The sequence below is a fragment of the Paenibacillus sp. CMAA1364 genome, from assembly GCF_054373195.1.
This window is the reverse complement of sequence record NZ_JBITNB010000017.1, coordinates 51,755-66,231: the sequence shown is the minus strand read 5'-3', so window position 1 is coordinate 66,231 and position 14,477 is coordinate 51,755. Positions and strand designations below refer to the sequence as shown.

Sequence of the window (14,477 nt, the reverse complement as noted above, 5' to 3'; positions counted from 1 at the left end):
ACAAAAAAACAAACGGGGTGCCCCTAGTCATTTTCGTGACTTTTGGGACAGCCCCATTTATATTATCTTGAGCAGAAGTGATATGTGAGTAAACTGGAAAATTGCATGTGAGTATATTATGCTTATACAATAGAAGTGAAGTACCAACGAACGAAGGAGGGTCCAAGAGAATGCAGAAATGGTTACTGGGTAGTATTATCGTTATAGGTATGATTGAAATATACTTGTTCAACTTGGTTGTAGGTAATATCGGCGTGACCAAAGCAATACTCCTTACGTTATTCACTTCGGCTATTGGGGTTATTATGATGCGATTTGAAGGTATGAAGGTGTTACAGAACGCTCGATTACAAATGAATAGTGGTCAAATTCCTGGTAGAACTATGATTGATGGATTAAGTATTTTTATCGGTGGTATTTTCTTGATGTTACCTGGTTTCTTTATGGACATTATAGGTTTTACAATGATATTCCCCTTAACGCGTCCAATGTATCGTCTTGTTATATTGAGATGGTTAAAAGGAAAAATGAAAAATGGGAATATGAAAGTCTATAGACGCTAATACATGTTCTTAGGAAAAGGCATTAAGAAATTGGTTGGAAATACGATAAAACAATTTAATCTGTAAAATACGCTGGAGGTTGTTCACAAAACGGACAATTTCCGTTATGATGTTATAAGGTTTGATTTTGTGTTACTTCGCGTATATTTATTGTGAATCAATGAAATGTAAATGGTTTCATTGTTGTAGAGAGCTACTTATACAATATTTTTTTCTAAAGGAGAGACGTGCGATGACAGCTACCAAAGGATTAGAAGGTATTGTTGCAACAACTTCTACCATTAGTTCAATCGTGGATGGTGTACTTACATATCGTGGCATTGATATCGATGATTTAGCTTTGAATGCCGGTTTTGAAGAAGTAGCTTATCTATTATGGTATGGGAAATTACCAAATGTGGAAGAGTTAGAAGAGCTAAGACAAGATTTAGATGCCTCTGCATCCATCCCACCACAATTGATTGAACAAATGAAGTTATACCCTGAGAAAGTCAATACAATGGCTGCTCTTCGTACTGCGGTATCTGCACTTGCTTTGTATGATGAAGAGGCAGATGATATGAGTCGTTCCTCTAGTGAAAAAAAGGCTATAAAGTTACAGGCACAATTACCAACGATCGTGGCGGCACTTTCTCGTATTCGTCAAGGTATGGAGCCGATTGAACCGAAGAAAGGTCTTTCTATAGCAGAGAACTTCTTGTATATGTTAAGAGGCGAAATGCCAGATGAGACTTCAATTAAGGCACTAGATCAAGCTCTTGTGCTACATGCAGATCATGAATTGAATGCATCCACATTCGCAGCACGCGTCACTGTAGCAACGCTATCTGACATCTATTCTGGTGTTACCTCAGCAATTGGGGCACTTAAAGGACCACTTCACGGTGGTGCGAATGAAGCTGTTATGAGAATGTTGAATGAGATTGGTGAAGTTGATCAAGTAGATACTTATATCCAAGAGAAATTAAGTAATCGTGAGAAGATTATGGGCTTTGGACATCGGGTATATAAGAATGGAGACCCTCGGGCGAAATTCTTACAGAAGATGTCACGTGAATTAGGTGAAATGAAGAAAGATAGCACACTTTATGATATGTCTGCGAAGATTGAAGAGATCATTACTTCACAAAAAGGTCTTAAGCCCAATGTGGATTTCTATTCAGCTTCTGTGTATACGCAACTAGGTATTGAAAGTGAGCTCTTTACTCCTATCTTTGCCATAAGCCGTGTATCAGGATGGACCGCGCATATTCTTGAACAATGGGTTGATAATCGTATTATTCGTCCACGTGCTGAATATATAGGGTTGTCTGATCAGAAGTATATATCTATTGAAATGCGTTCGTAAGAACGTCAGTTAAGAAATGTGGTAATGTTAGTTAGACGTTAAATTGTGCAATACCAAAAAAACTTAGGGGGAAACCAATATATGTTTAAACTTGAAAAGTACCAACTTCCAACAGAAGGCGAAAAGATTGAAATCCAAGATGGCGTCTTAAATGTTCCGAACTTTCCTATTATTCCGTTTATTGAAGGCGATGGAACAGGTCGCGATATTTGGAAGGCTTCCAAGCGTGTATTGGATGCTGCAGTAGATAAGGCATACGGTGGTTCTAAGAAAATCGCATGGTATGAAGTGTTTGCAGGAGAGAAGGCTTTCAATGAATATGGAGAATGGCTTCCAAATGATACATTAGAAGCGATTCGTGAATATATTGTAGCCATTAAAGGGCCATTGACTACACCGATTGGTGGAGGAATCCGTTCCTTGAACGTTGCTTTGCGCCAAGAGTTGGATCTGTATGTATGTTTACGTCCAGTTCGTTATTTCAAAGGTGTTCCGTCACCTGTAAAACGTCCTGAACTCGTAGATATGGTCATCTTTCGTGAAAATACAGAAGATATTTATGCTGGGATTGAGTACAAAGAGGGTTCTGATGAAGTGAAGAAATTGATTACATTCCTTCAAGATGAAATGGGTGTCAAGAATATCCGTTTCCCAGAAACTTCTGGTATCGGAATTAAGCCAGTATCTGAAGAAGGATCTAAGCGTTTAGTGCGTGCTGCAGTCGAATATGCGATTGAGCATGGACGTAAGAGTGTAACACTCGTGCATAAAGGTAACATCATGAAATATACAGAAGGCGCGTTCAAGAACTGGGGATATGAAGTCGCTGAACAAGAATTCGGAGATAAAGTATTCACATGGGCACAGTACGATATCATTAAAGAAAAAGATGGAGAACAAGCTGCAAATGAAGCTCAGACTCAAGCATTAGATGCTGGTAAGATTCTTATTAAAGATGCTATTGCAGACATTGCTTTACAGCAAGTATTAACACGCCCAACTGACTTTGATGTCATTGCTACACTTAATCTGAATGGTGATTATCTATCTGATGCACTTGCTGCACAAATCGGTGGAATTGGTATTGCTCCAGGAGCAAATATCAACTACATTACTGGACACGCTATCTTTGAAGCTACGCATGGCACAGCTCCTAAGTATGCAGACAAAGATGTAGTTAATCCTGGTTCGGTTGTACTATCAGGTGTGATGTTGCTTGAACATTTAGGATGGAATGAAGCAGCAGATCTTATTTACAAAGGGATGGAGACATCTATTAATGATAAGATTGTAACCTATGACTTCGCTCGCCAAATGGATGGTGCTAAGGAAGTTAAATGTTCTGAATTCGCTGATCAAGTGATCAAAAACATGTAATTCATATTTTATGAATTAAGAAGCCTCATTGCCTACTAAATGTGAGGCTTCTTTCTTTTCGTCTGTAGGTGCGCTATACTTAGTGTGATAATTATCACAAAATATATTATTGGAGGTTATTTATATGTGGACAATCATGAGTTTTGTACATATTTTAGGAGCGCTATCGGTAGGGTTCTACCTATTGTTGCCGTTTATTGTGAATAAAATGTCAACATTATCGTTGCCAGCTCAAGAAGGTACGGCTGTGGCGATACGTACATTTAACATTTTTGCACAAGTGGGATTATTGATTCAATTCATTACAGGTGGATATCTTATGACAAAGGGTGATTACTCTGTAGCTTGGATGGTAGTTACAGTGCTACTGATTGTTGCGTTGTTCGCGGTGAGTGGCATGATGACCAAACCATTGAAATCAGCTGTTGCAAAGGTCAAAGAAAAGAAAGAAATCTCATCTGAAGTAGGTAAATTGAAGATGATGAGTTCTATACTAGCCGTTTGTTTGCTTGTAATGGTATACTTTATGGTATTTAACGACGTAATTTAATGTAATAATCAAAAAAATGGGGTGTCCCTAACGTCATGAAGATGACAAGGGACACCCCATTTGTGTATGTTAATCCTGGTGTTTAGAATTAGAAAGTTCATCTAACGTCATTTCGAAGCTTGGAGCGATATGTTGAAGGAAGTAGTCTAACTCTGGTAAATCTAGCTGAAGTAACTTATCATAGGTTTGTCTTTTGGCTACGCTAAATTCGTTATTTCCAGTAGCAACTTCCAAAGTTGATTTGAGATAGGCATCTAATCGATCTGCTGCTTTGACATAAGTATGCAACACCTCATCTTGTGTCACTATTCGATCTGAATGTAGTAATTCTTCATATACCGCATGTAATTTAGGTGGGGTCATACGGATTAATCGATCGGCAGCCAACTTCTCCATCTCTCGGAAACTGGATAATATAAGTGGGTTATCATGTTTGACAGGTGTCGCAATATCCCCGGTGAACACCTCAGTTGCATCATGGAATAAGGCTAATGTGACTGCCCGATCTGCATTTAACTCTCGTTCAAAGTAATGATTACCAATAGTACAGAGCATGTGAGTCAATAGAGCGACATGGTATGAATGCTCAGCTACATTCTCACGTATGGTACTTCTCATTAGACTCCAACGTTGAATATATTGAAGACGATACATATAAGCAGAGAAATGATAATTCATAAAGATTACTCCTTTCCAATCATTGATCTTATGCTATTATAATACCAATTGATCTCAAAGACGAGCGAACTCGTTCTCAGATAATGAAGATTACCTAATACATAAATCGAGATGGAGAGATGAACTATAAATGAAGTCCTTTCGAACTAAGCTAGCTTTGATATTAATGATCATGATTGGATTAAGTATGATTATAGCCGGTATTATTATGGCTAAAGTATTTAGAGACTCGCATATTTCTATTCATGAAGAGAATATGGCCCGGGAAATAAAGTTATTGAGCAGTACGTTTGATTTCCATTCCACTAACGATGAGCAATCAAATCCGTATTATACGAGTGAATCTAGAAGGATTGCTAAATTGATAGACTCACGAGTAACCTTTATTAATCATAATGGTATTGTGGTTGGAGATTCGGAGAAAGACCCATCGGAAATGGATAACCACAATGACCGAGAGGAGATCGTCTCAGCGAGAGATGGTGGCGTTGGTCATGTCATTAGATACAGTGATTCTCTTAGACAAGACATGTTATATGTGGCCGTTCCTGTAAACAATGGAGAGGGGTTTGATGGGTATATTCGATTATCCGTTAGTCTACAAAGTATAGATGAGGGTCTACAACGTGGCTGGACTCTAATGGCAGGATGGTTACTTGTGCTGTATGTGCTTGCTACTATAATCAGCTATAGTGTTGCTGCAAGTCTGACCGGTCCGTTAGAGAAGATCATAAAAGTAGCAAGAAGAATTTCGCACCTCGATTATGATGCCCGTGTCCAAATTAATCGTCATGATGAAGTGGGTCATTTGGGAAAGGCGATTAACGCCATGGCAGATAGTCTGCAGAATCAATTGCAAAGAATTCAAGATAACGAGCGGTTGATTCAAAGTGTATTAGATAATATGACTACAGGTATCGTATTAATTGATCTTCATGGCAATGTTGCCGTGATGAATCCTGCTGCTGAGGAAATGCTCAAAGTAAGTGCGGAACGAGTCGTAGGTAAACCATATAAAGAAATGAAAGAACATTATGAATTGATCAAGCTCATTGATGAGGGAGTATCACTCGTACAATCCATTCATGAAGAACGATATTTATATTACCCTGAGGAAATATTAATGCGTGTCGATGGGGTTCCATTAATAGAACATGAAGGATCGTATCAGGGAACATTATTCTTATTACAGAATATTACCGCGATTCGTAGGTTGGAGAATATCCGCAGTGAATTCGTCACCAATGTTTCGCATGAATTAAAGACACCAATAGCAGCGGTAAGAGGATTTGCGGAGACGTTGCTTGGAGGTGGTGTGACGGATGAGAAGACAGCAAGATCCTTCTTGCAAATTATTTATGACGAAAGTGAACGATTGAATAGATTGATTAGTGACATTCTAGATTTGTCCAAGATTGAATCCAAGACCATTCAGATGAATTACTCGCCGGTTCACGTGTCATCCTTCATCCTACCCATTCTGGATACAATAAGTGCCATGGCAACGAATAAGAATATTCATATTCAATCAGACATTCCTGAAGAGTTGTACATTGAAGCGGATGAAGATAAGCTGAAACAAATCTTACTTAATATCCTATCTAATGCAGTGAATTACACACAAGATGGTGGGAAAGTGAGAATTACGGTAGAGCATACAGAGCATAAAGAACATGATGGAGGCCGCGATACGATTCGATTTACGATTGGTGATACTGGGATGGGCATTCCTAAAAAGGATCTATCTAGAATCTTCGAAAGATTCTACCGGGTGGATAAAGCACGTTCAAGATTCTCCGGTGGGACAGGTCTAGGATTATCAATTGTAAAACATCTCGTGGATATGCATCAGGGGGTAGTCACCGTTGAGAGTGAATTGAACTTAGGAACAACCTTTATGATTGAGTTACCACTCCTACAAGCTGTTGATAAATGAATCAAGTATGTTGATACTCTCTTAACATTCGGGTGTTATAATGAAGAGTAATGTGCGACTCGACATGCTTAAATTATGAAGGGGGAGAACCTAAATGCCACAACGGTTGTTGGTTATAGAGGATGAGCCTACATTAGCACGCTTATTATCTTATAATTTACACCAAGAAGGATATGATGTAACTGTAGAGGATCACGGAACATTAGGTTATGAACGTGCCCTTTCAGAATCATTTGATCTGATCTTGTTAGATCTAATGTTACCAGGTATGAATGGAATTGAAATTCTGGGTAAATTACGAACACAAGGTGTGGTGACACCTATTATCATTCTTACGGCTAAGAATGCAGAGGAAGAAGTTGTGCAGGGTCTTAAGTTAGGTGCTGATGATTATATTACTAAGCCTTTTGGCGTCGCAGAGCTATTGGCTAGAGTAAGTGCAGTCATGAGAAGGGTATCAGGTAAAAGTGAAGAATTGATCTCATCGAAACAAACGGTATCCAGTATTATTTCTTTAGGTGAGCTAGAAATTTTCCCGGAGAAATATGAAGTTATTCTATGTGGACACAATATTAATCTGCGACCTAAAGAATTTGAAGTGTTACTGTATCTTGCACGCAAGCCGGGGGTCGTACTCACAAGAGATGACCTGATGAATGAAGTATGGGGCTTCGATTATATTGGTGGACAGAGGACGGTTGATGTGCATGTTAGTTCTCTTCGTAAGAAGCTTGAGCTCGATCCTGAATCCGTCCATATTGATTCTATTCGTGGTGTCGGTTATAAATTAGTTGTGAATAAAAAAGGTGTAAAAGCTTTTTAATATATTTTACATGGCGTTTACAATTGTAGGGCACAGTATTTACATAAAAATAGTAGTATGACTATGGACGCACGTAAAGAGAAGGAGATATGAATATTAAATGGAAGATATAATCCATATTAAACAATTAAATCTATTCTACGGTGAATTCCATGCGTTGAAGGAAGTTAATCTTACGATTCCGCAGAAGACGATAACATCTTTTATTGGACCATCTGGATGCGGTAAGTCAACGTTGTTACGAACCTTGAATCGAATGAATGATATGATACCAGGAACTCGAATTGAGGGTTCCGTGACAGTAGATGGTAAAGAAATCTATGGTGAAGATGTTCCAGTGGAAGAACTGCGTAAACAGGTGGGCATGGTGTTCCAGCAACCCAATCCTTTTCCTAAATCAATCTATGATAATATTGCTTACGGTCCGCGTTTGCATGGTGTTGTTGCGAAAGATGAATTGGATCATATTGTAGAAGAAAGTTTGCGGCAGTCAGCTCTATGGGAAGAAGTGAACCATTTCTTAAAGCGTTCAGCTCTTAGTCTTTCTGGTGGGCAACAACAAAGACTATGTATTGCCCGTGCACTTGCGGTTCAACCAGATATCTTATTGATGGATGAAGCAACTTCAGCTCTCGATCCCGTATCCACACTCAAGATAGAAGAATTGATACAGGAATTAAAAGATAGATATACGATTGTAATGGTCACTCATAATATGCATCAAGCTGCACGGGTATCTGGGAGAACAGTATTCTTCTTGAATGGCGAAGTTATTGAAGCAAATGAAACCAACAACCTATTCAGGAATCCACAGGATTCTCGTACAGAAGATTATATCTCAGGGCGGTTTGGATAGACTGTGCATCACTAGGTGATTTCAAGTATGAATAGGAGGAGTAGGGAGATATGATTCGAAGAATAGGATTAGACCAAGATTTAGAAGAACTACGCTCCATGTTGCGCAAGATGGGAGAACACGTCATAGAAGCATTGGATAAGGCGATCACTGCTTTAAGCACAATGAATATTGACATTGCTCAAGAGATTGTGAAAGATGATATTCTGTTAAATAAGATGGAAGATCAAATTATGGAGATGGGTTCTCGTTTAATTGTGACACAGCAACCAGTTGCCAAAGATCTACGACGTATCATTGTTGCTTTTAAAATTTCGAGTGACCTAGAACGTATGGGGGATTTAGCGTTAGATATTGCGAAAGTAACGATGCGATTACAAGGTCAGACATTGATTAAACCACTCATTGATATTCCTAAGATGGCAGAGATTGTAGATGTTATGATCTCTGAAGCGATTACTTCCTACTTAGATGAGAATACCGATTTGGCATTAAAAATGGCCAGAGATGATGATGAAGTGGATCATTTATATGGTCAGATTATAACAGAACTGTACGGGTTCATACCCTCGCATCCCGAATCCGTATCACAAGTGATGTTGATGACTTTAGTAGCTCGATACATTGAACGTATTGCCGACCATGCCACCAACATAGGTGAAAGTGTCATCTATCTCGTGACAGGAACAAGACCTGATCTTAATCAATAGCATCGAAGGATTTCAAGGAAGCATCGACAAATGTCGGTGCTTTTTCTCGATTATAGGGTACATATGGTATCATGATAGAAGAATGTTCTAAAAAGGGAAGGTGCTCTATGGAAAAGTTAATTCTTATTGATGGAAATAGTATTATATATCGTGCTTTTTTTGCTATGCCACCGCTTACGAATACGAAGGGTTGGCATACGAATGCAGTATATGGATTTACGAATATGTTGCTTCGAATTATCGAGGATTATAAGCCAACACATATGATGGTAGCTTTTGATGCGGGTAAGATCACGTTTCGACATGACACATACAAGGAATATAAGGGTGGAAGAGCTAAGACACCTCATGAATTATCGGAACAATTTCCCTTATTGAAGGAACTTTTGCAAGGATTAGGTATAGCCCAGTTTGAGCTGAGTGGATTTGAAGCAGATGATATCATTGGTACGCTAGCTAGACAAGCAGATGAGGCAGGACGTAAGGTGCTTATTATATCTGGAGATAAAGATATGTTCCAATTGGCATCAGATCATGTTCAGATTGGAATGACTCGTAAAGGAGTTACCGATATTGAGATATACGACCCCGCACAGATTCAAGAAAGATATGGTCTAGAACCACACCAGATCACTGATTTGAAAGGCCTTATGGGAGATACATCGGATAATATTCCTGGTGTACCAGGTGTAGGTGAGAAGACAGCTCTGAAGCTTCTACATCAATACGGTACGGTAGAAGAGGTTCTAGCTAACACACATGAGTTAAAGGGTAAAATGAAGGAAAAGATTGAGGCACATGCAGATGATGCCATCATGAGTAAGAAATTAGCTACGATATATCGTGAAGTTGAATTAAACAAAACAATTGATGAGCTAATATTCAATGGTCTGCAAGAGGAGACCGCTGGTCCAGCATTGGCACATTTAGAGTTCAAATCACTACTAGAGAGGCTATCTTTCACAAGTGATGGAGGAGATGATGGCGCAGCTAGTTCTCAACCTGCTCTGAATGTAGAGGTTACTATCATTACCGAAACGAATATGGACGAGTTGATTACTCGCCTTCCACAGATTGAAGTACTGCATGTGGAGACACATGGTGATAATCCACATCGCGCATCCATCATTGGAATCGTCTTTTCATCGCATGAACATCATGATTACGTGTCATTAGATGTATTAAGAACGCCATCTGCGGCACCTCTTCTAGATTGGTTACAAGATTCTTCCTATCCGAAACGAGGGTATGATTTGCATCGTATGGATCTGGCATTGCATTGGAATGAGATCCCTTTTGCAGGTGTTGAATTTGATGTGCAGTTGGCCGCTTACTTGCTTGATCCAACAGAATCTAATCAGACCGTGAGTGCCTTAGCATCTAAATATGGTCTGTTATCTATAGCAAATGAAGAAGAAGTGTTCGGAAAAGGTGCGAAATACAAGGTACCTGACTTAGATATTCTTAGTGAACATTTAGCACGGAAATCTGCAACGATACTCAGTATTATTCCGAAACAGGAAGAAGAATTAGCAACCAACGAGATGCTGTCGCTATTCCACGACTTGGAAATGCCTTTATCACGTATCTTGGCAGATATGGAGAAGCAAGGAATCAAGGTGAATTCTGAGGGGTTACAACAGCTAGGCAAAGAATTAGAAGAGCAAATTCATCACCTAGAGGAAGAAATCTATCGTATAGCGGATACAAAGTTCAATATTAATTCACCGAAACAGCTGGGAGAGATTCTATTCGTTAAGCTGGGACTTCCTGCTGTGAAAAAGACGAAGACTGGATTCTCCACGGATGCAGAAGTATTAGAAAAGTTAGCACCTTATCATGAAATTGTTCAACTTATTCTACAATACCGCACACTTGCGAAACTGCAATCAACGTATGTAGAAGGATTGTTGAAAGAGATCTCTCCGAAGACAGGTAAAGTGCATACGTATTATCGTCAGACGATTGCTGCAACAGGTAGATTGAGTAGTCAATTCCCCAATCTACAGAATATTCCGGTTCGACTTGAAGAAGGTCGTAAAATTCGTAAAGCGTTTGTACCTTCTGAATCAGGATGGTCGATCTTGGCGGCGGATTATTCACAGATCGAACTACGAGTATTGGCTCATATCTCGGATGATATCAATCTGAAAGAGGCCTTTGTCCAAGATATGGATATTCATACGAAAACGGCTATGGATGTGTTTGGCGTTAAGCCAGAAGAGGTTGATTCCAATATGCGACGCTCCGCGAAGGCCGTTAACTTTGGAATCGTATATGGCATTAGTGATTATGGATTATCGCAAAATCTGAACATCACACGTAATGAAGCTGCGAAATTTATTGAGCAATACTTCGAAGTATTCCAAGGTGTGAAGAAGTTCATGGGTGATATTGTGAAGGAAGCGAAAGAAAAGGGATATGTCACGACACTCTTAGGTAGAAGAAGATATCTTCCAGAGATTAATGCCAGTAACTTTAATATTCGATCTTTTGCAGAGCGTACTGCTATGAACACACCTATCCAAGGCACAGCTGCAGATATTATTAAGCTTGCTATGGTACATATGGATCAGGCACTTACGGATAAGAAACTCAAAAGTCGGATGTTACTTCAGGTTCATGATGAATTGGTCTTTGAAGTTCCGCAAGACGAACTTGAACTGATGAAATCACTTGTTCCGGAAATTATGGCCAAAGCGCTTGAACTAGCAGTACCCCTGAAGGCGGAAGTGAGTTACGGTAATAACTGGTATGAAGCTAAATAGTGCCCCTAAGCTAGCGTGAATCCGTTATAATGGGGGAGAGGTGAACGCATTATGCCGGAATTGCCGGAAGTAGAGACGATAAAGAATACGTTGAACATATTAGTGAAAGACAAAACTATAGATCGAGTCAGCGTTCATTTAGCACGAATTATACAGCGACCTGATGATATACATGAATTTTCCTTTAAGCTTGCAGGGCACACGATTCAAGGTGTCGAACGTCGCGGGAAGTTTCTTCGAATTGTAATGGATGGTCTTGTCCTCGTATCCCATTTGCGGATGGAAGGAAGATACGGATTGTATTCAAGCGAAGATCCAATTGAGAAACATACACATGTTATTTTTCATTTCAATGATGGTACTGAATTGCGTTATAAAGATGTTCGACAATTTGGCACCATGCATCTATTCCCAACGGGTGAAGATTTAGCGAATTTACCTTTATCTAAGCTAGGCGTAGAACCACTAGATGAGTCATTTACAGTACAACAATTCAAGACAATATTAAAAGGGAAGAAGACGAAGATTAAATCGGTTCTTCTAAACCAGGTATATGTCGTTGGGATTGGGAATATCTATGTGGATGAGTCTTTGTTTGAAGCGGGCATCCACCCTGAGCAACCAACAGATGCTATTGGGGACAAGCAGCTTACAGCATTACATGGTTCCATTGTCGGAATATTATCTAAGTCCATTGAAGCTGGAGGATCCTCAATCAAATCATTTGTGAATGGTCAAGGAGAGATGGGTATGTTCCAACAAGAACTTCAAGTATATGGACGCGAGAATAAACCTTGTATCCGCTGTGGCATGCTTATTCAGAAAATCGTTGTTGGCGGAAGAGGAACGCATTTCTGTCCAAGCTGTCAAAAGTTATAAAAAAAAGAATTCATCATAAGATTGTGCACCCACTCCTTTTCTCATCCATATACTATCGGAGGACATATCGACGGGGGTAAAGTAATGTTGGAATATGCATCCAACATCTTTACACGAGATAGGGAGGGAACTGGGTGCTCAGTCACATGTTTGCACTGATGTTACTAGCTTTCGCGGTTAGTTTGGATAGTTTTGGAGTGGGGATTACATATGGGCTAAGGCAAGTGAAAATCCCCTTGTTATCAATTGTGATTATTTCTACTCTTTCTGGTATTGTTATTTATTGTTCTATGCAATTAGGTGTTCTGTTATCGAATTTCGTATCTCCTTACGTAGCATCTGCAGTAGGGGCAAGTATACTCATTGTGATGGGATGTTGGTCACTCCTGCAGATGTTAATACAGAAAGAGAAGGAACAATTGGAGCAAGTGGTCATTGTTGATGAGGTGAAGATATCTCCCCAACCTCCAGTGGAACGCCAAGTATTCTTAATAGAAATTCGTAAAATGGGGCTTGTTATTCAAATTCTACGAACACCATCTTCGGCGGATGTGGATAAATCAGGTAGTATATCCGGTTATGAAGCGATGTGGTTAGGGATTGCATTATCACTAGATGCATTGGGTGCAGGGCTAGGAGCAGCATTATTAGGATTTAATCCTGTATCTACATCATTAGTGATCGCCGTCTTTAGTGGGAGTTTCTTGGTTATGGGCATGAATACAGGTTTTCGCTTCGCTACGAAATCTTGGACGCGACATATGGCCGCTTTACCAGCTTTAATGTTAATAATAATGGGAATAATGAAGCTATTATGAGGTGAAATATGAATATAGGATTAACAGGAGGAATAGCAACGGGAAAGAGCACGATATCCTCCCTTCTAGTACAGAGGGGAGCGTTGCTCATTGATGCGGATGCAATTGCACGAGACGTTATGCTTCCGGGGCAACCTGTACTTGCTGCAGTAACGGAATTTTTTGGACAAGATATATTACAAGCTAATGGAAATTTAGATCGTAAGAAGCTAGGGGATATTGTGTTTAATGACCAAGAAGCACTTCAAGTATTAAATCGTATTACTCACCCTGAAATACGTAAACAAATACACCAGCGTATGGAGAAGTTAGAGGAATTGAATCCTGATAAGCTCATTATAGTTGACATCCCTTTATTATTCGAATCAGAACTACAATCGATGTTTGAGCAAGTCTTGGTCGTGTATGTACCTAGGGGAATACAGAGATTGAGATTAATGAAGCGGGACGAGCTGACTACCGAACAAGCGGAGATTCGACTCCAGTCGCAAATGGATATCGAACTAAAGAAGTTACAAGCAGATCTAGTTATAGACAACAGCGGTAGTCTACATGCTACAGAGCAACAAGTAGATGCCATATGGCTCAAGCTAGGTCAGCAGCCATGAGAGTGTTTCGGAAGAAAAGGGTTCTCTTGCTTCTGTTCACATCATTTGTATTGTTATTATTCTTTAATAGTAATTGGATGTCTTGGGTGTATCCAATTCATTATAAAGAAGAAATTAAGATTCAAGCAGAGCATTATGAAGTAGATCCTTATTTAATAGCGGCCATCATTCGTGTAGAATCTAATTATAAAGCAGGTAAAGAATCCAGTAAGGGCGCTCTTGGAATTATGCAACTGATGCCTAGTACGGCAAATTGGGCAATGGAGATGGCGAATACGCCTCAAATATCTTTAGACCGGATTAAACATGAAGTGAGTCCTAATATTCAACTAGGAACATGGTATTTCTCCTCCTTAATGAAGCAATATGATGGGAATAAGGCCTTAGCCATTGCAGCCTATAATGCAGGTCCAGGAAATGTGAAGAGCTGGATGAGCAAAGGCTTGTGGAATGGACAAGCGGATACGGTAAAGGAGATTCCTATTGATCAGACTAGGCATTATGTAACTCGTGTATTATATTATTATGAGAAATACACTCGTCTTTACGAAGAGTTTGAATAA

14 protein-coding genes are annotated in these 14,477 nt (G+C 39.5%); 13 read left to right on the top strand and 1 reads right to left on the bottom strand.

The genetic code is table 11. The features are described 5' to 3' along the window. Nucleotides 1-170 precede the first annotated feature (170 nt). From ACH8E3_RS11280 to ACH8E3_RS11265, 4 genes are all read left to right on the top strand, one after another. Nucleotides 171-563, top strand: coding sequence for an FxsA family protein (locus ACH8E3_RS11280; protein ID WP_458632735.1), 393 nt, complete (start codon nt 171-173; stop codon nt 561-563). A 232-nt stretch (nt 564-795) separates the two neighbouring features. Beyond that, entirely contained in the window at nt 796-1,911 is a 1,116-nt protein-coding gene (locus ACH8E3_RS11275; protein ID WP_458632734.1) for a citrate/2-methylcitrate synthase, read from the top strand. Between the two features lie 81 nt (nt 1,912-1,992). Then, complete coding sequence (gene icd, locus ACH8E3_RS11270; protein ID WP_458632733.1) at nt 1,993-3,288, top strand: NADP-dependent isocitrate dehydrogenase; 1,296 nt, start codon at nt 1,993-1,995, stop codon at nt 3,286-3,288. 124 nt (nt 3,289-3,412) lie between these two features. Further along, nucleotides 3,413-3,838, top strand: coding sequence for a hypothetical protein (locus ACH8E3_RS11265; protein WP_458632732.1), 426 nt, complete (start codon nt 3,413-3,415; stop codon nt 3,836-3,838). Nucleotides 3,839-3,907: 69 nt separating this feature from the next. On the opposite strand, the gene yfbR is transcribed toward ACH8E3_RS11265, so the two are convergent. Then, nucleotides 3,908-4,516, bottom strand: a complete 609-nt coding sequence (gene yfbR / locus ACH8E3_RS11260) for a 5'-deoxynucleotidase (protein WP_458632731.1) — start codon at nt 4,514-4,516, stop codon at nt 3,908-3,910. A gap of 130 nt (nt 4,517-4,646) precedes the next feature. Between yfbR and pnpS the strand changes: the two genes are divergently transcribed. From pnpS to ACH8E3_RS11215, 9 genes are all read left to right on the top strand, one after another. After that, on the top strand, nt 4,647-6,452 hold the full coding sequence (gene pnpS / locus ACH8E3_RS11255) for a two-component system histidine kinase PnpS (RefSeq protein ID WP_458632730.1): 1,806 nt from the start codon (nt 4,647-4,649) through the stop codon (nt 6,450-6,452). Between the two features lie 94 nt (nt 6,453-6,546). Further along, entirely contained in the window at nt 6,547-7,275 is a 729-nt protein-coding gene (locus ACH8E3_RS11250; RefSeq protein ID WP_458632729.1) for a response regulator transcription factor, read from the top strand. Nucleotides 7,276-7,375: 100 nt separating this feature from the next. Continuing rightward, nucleotides 7,376-8,131, top strand: a complete 756-nt coding sequence (pstB, locus tag ACH8E3_RS11245; RefSeq protein ID WP_458632728.1) for a phosphate ABC transporter ATP-binding protein PstB — start codon at nt 7,376-7,378, stop codon at nt 8,129-8,131. A gap of 50 nt (nt 8,132-8,181) precedes the next feature. After that, complete coding sequence (phoU, locus tag ACH8E3_RS11240) at nt 8,182-8,841, top strand: phosphate signaling complex protein PhoU (RefSeq protein WP_458632727.1); 660 nt, start codon at nt 8,182-8,184, stop codon at nt 8,839-8,841. A 107-nt stretch (nt 8,842-8,948) separates the two neighbouring features. Next, complete coding sequence (gene polA / locus ACH8E3_RS11235; protein WP_458632726.1) at nt 8,949-11,609, top strand: DNA polymerase I; 2,661 nt, start codon at nt 8,949-8,951, stop codon at nt 11,607-11,609. Nucleotides 11,610-11,660: 51 nt separating this feature from the next. Continuing rightward, a complete protein-coding gene (mutM, locus tag ACH8E3_RS11230; protein ID WP_458632725.1) occupies nt 11,661-12,488 on the top strand; it encodes a DNA-formamidopyrimidine glycosylase in 828 nt (275 codons plus the stop codon). A gap of 134 nt (nt 12,489-12,622) precedes the next feature. Continuing rightward, on the top strand, nt 12,623-13,306 hold the full coding sequence (ytaF, locus tag ACH8E3_RS11225; RefSeq protein ID WP_458632724.1) for a sporulation membrane protein YtaF: 684 nt from the start codon (nt 12,623-12,625) through the stop codon (nt 13,304-13,306). 8 nt (nt 13,307-13,314) lie between these two features. Continuing rightward, a complete protein-coding gene (gene coaE, locus ACH8E3_RS11220) occupies nt 13,315-13,914 on the top strand; it encodes a dephospho-CoA kinase (protein ID WP_458632723.1) in 600 nt (199 codons plus the stop codon). Further along, nucleotides 13,911-14,477, top strand: coding sequence for a lytic transglycosylase domain-containing protein (locus ACH8E3_RS11215; RefSeq protein WP_458632740.1), 567 nt, complete (start codon nt 13,911-13,913; stop codon nt 14,475-14,477). The genes coaE and ACH8E3_RS11215 overlap by 4 nt, the downstream gene beginning before the upstream one ends.

What these genes read in the sequence shown, in the direction of transcription:
- coaE (WP_458632723.1), top strand. Translation starts at nt 13,315, where the DNA reads ATGAATATAGGATTAACAGGAGGAATAGCAACGGGAAAGAGCACGATA.
- phoU (WP_458632727.1), top strand. Translation starts at nt 8,182, where the DNA reads ATGATTCGAAGAATAGGATTAGACCAAGATTTAGAAGAACTACGCTCC.
- ACH8E3_RS11250 (WP_458632729.1), top strand. Translation starts at nt 6,547, where the DNA reads ATGCCACAACGGTTGTTGGTTATAGAGGATGAGCCTACATTAGCACGC.
- ACH8E3_RS11275 (WP_458632734.1), top strand. Translation starts at nt 796, where the DNA reads ATGACAGCTACCAAAGGATTAGAAGGTATTGTTGCAACAACTTCTACC.
- ACH8E3_RS11280 (WP_458632735.1), top strand. Translation starts at nt 171, where the DNA reads ATGCAGAAATGGTTACTGGGTAGTATTATCGTTATAGGTATGATTGAA.
- yfbR (WP_458632731.1), bottom strand. Translation starts at nt 4,516, where the DNA reads ATGAATTATCATTTCTCTGCTTATATGTATCGTCTTCAATATATTCAA.
- ACH8E3_RS11265 (WP_458632732.1), top strand. Translation starts at nt 3,413, where the DNA reads ATGTGGACAATCATGAGTTTTGTACATATTTTAGGAGCGCTATCGGTA.
- ACH8E3_RS11215 (WP_458632740.1), top strand. Translation starts at nt 13,911, where the DNA reads ATGAGAGTGTTTCGGAAGAAAAGGGTTCTCTTGCTTCTGTTCACATCA.
- icd (WP_458632733.1), top strand. Translation starts at nt 1,993, where the DNA reads ATGTTTAAACTTGAAAAGTACCAACTTCCAACAGAAGGCGAAAAGATT.
- polA (WP_458632726.1), top strand. Translation starts at nt 8,949, where the DNA reads ATGGAAAAGTTAATTCTTATTGATGGAAATAGTATTATATATCGTGCT.
- mutM (WP_458632725.1), top strand. Translation starts at nt 11,661, where the DNA reads ATGCCGGAATTGCCGGAAGTAGAGACGATAAAGAATACGTTGAACATA.
- pnpS (WP_458632730.1), top strand. Translation starts at nt 4,647, where the DNA reads ATGAAGTCCTTTCGAACTAAGCTAGCTTTGATATTAATGATCATGATT.
- pstB (WP_458632728.1), top strand. Translation starts at nt 7,376, where the DNA reads ATGGAAGATATAATCCATATTAAACAATTAAATCTATTCTACGGTGAA.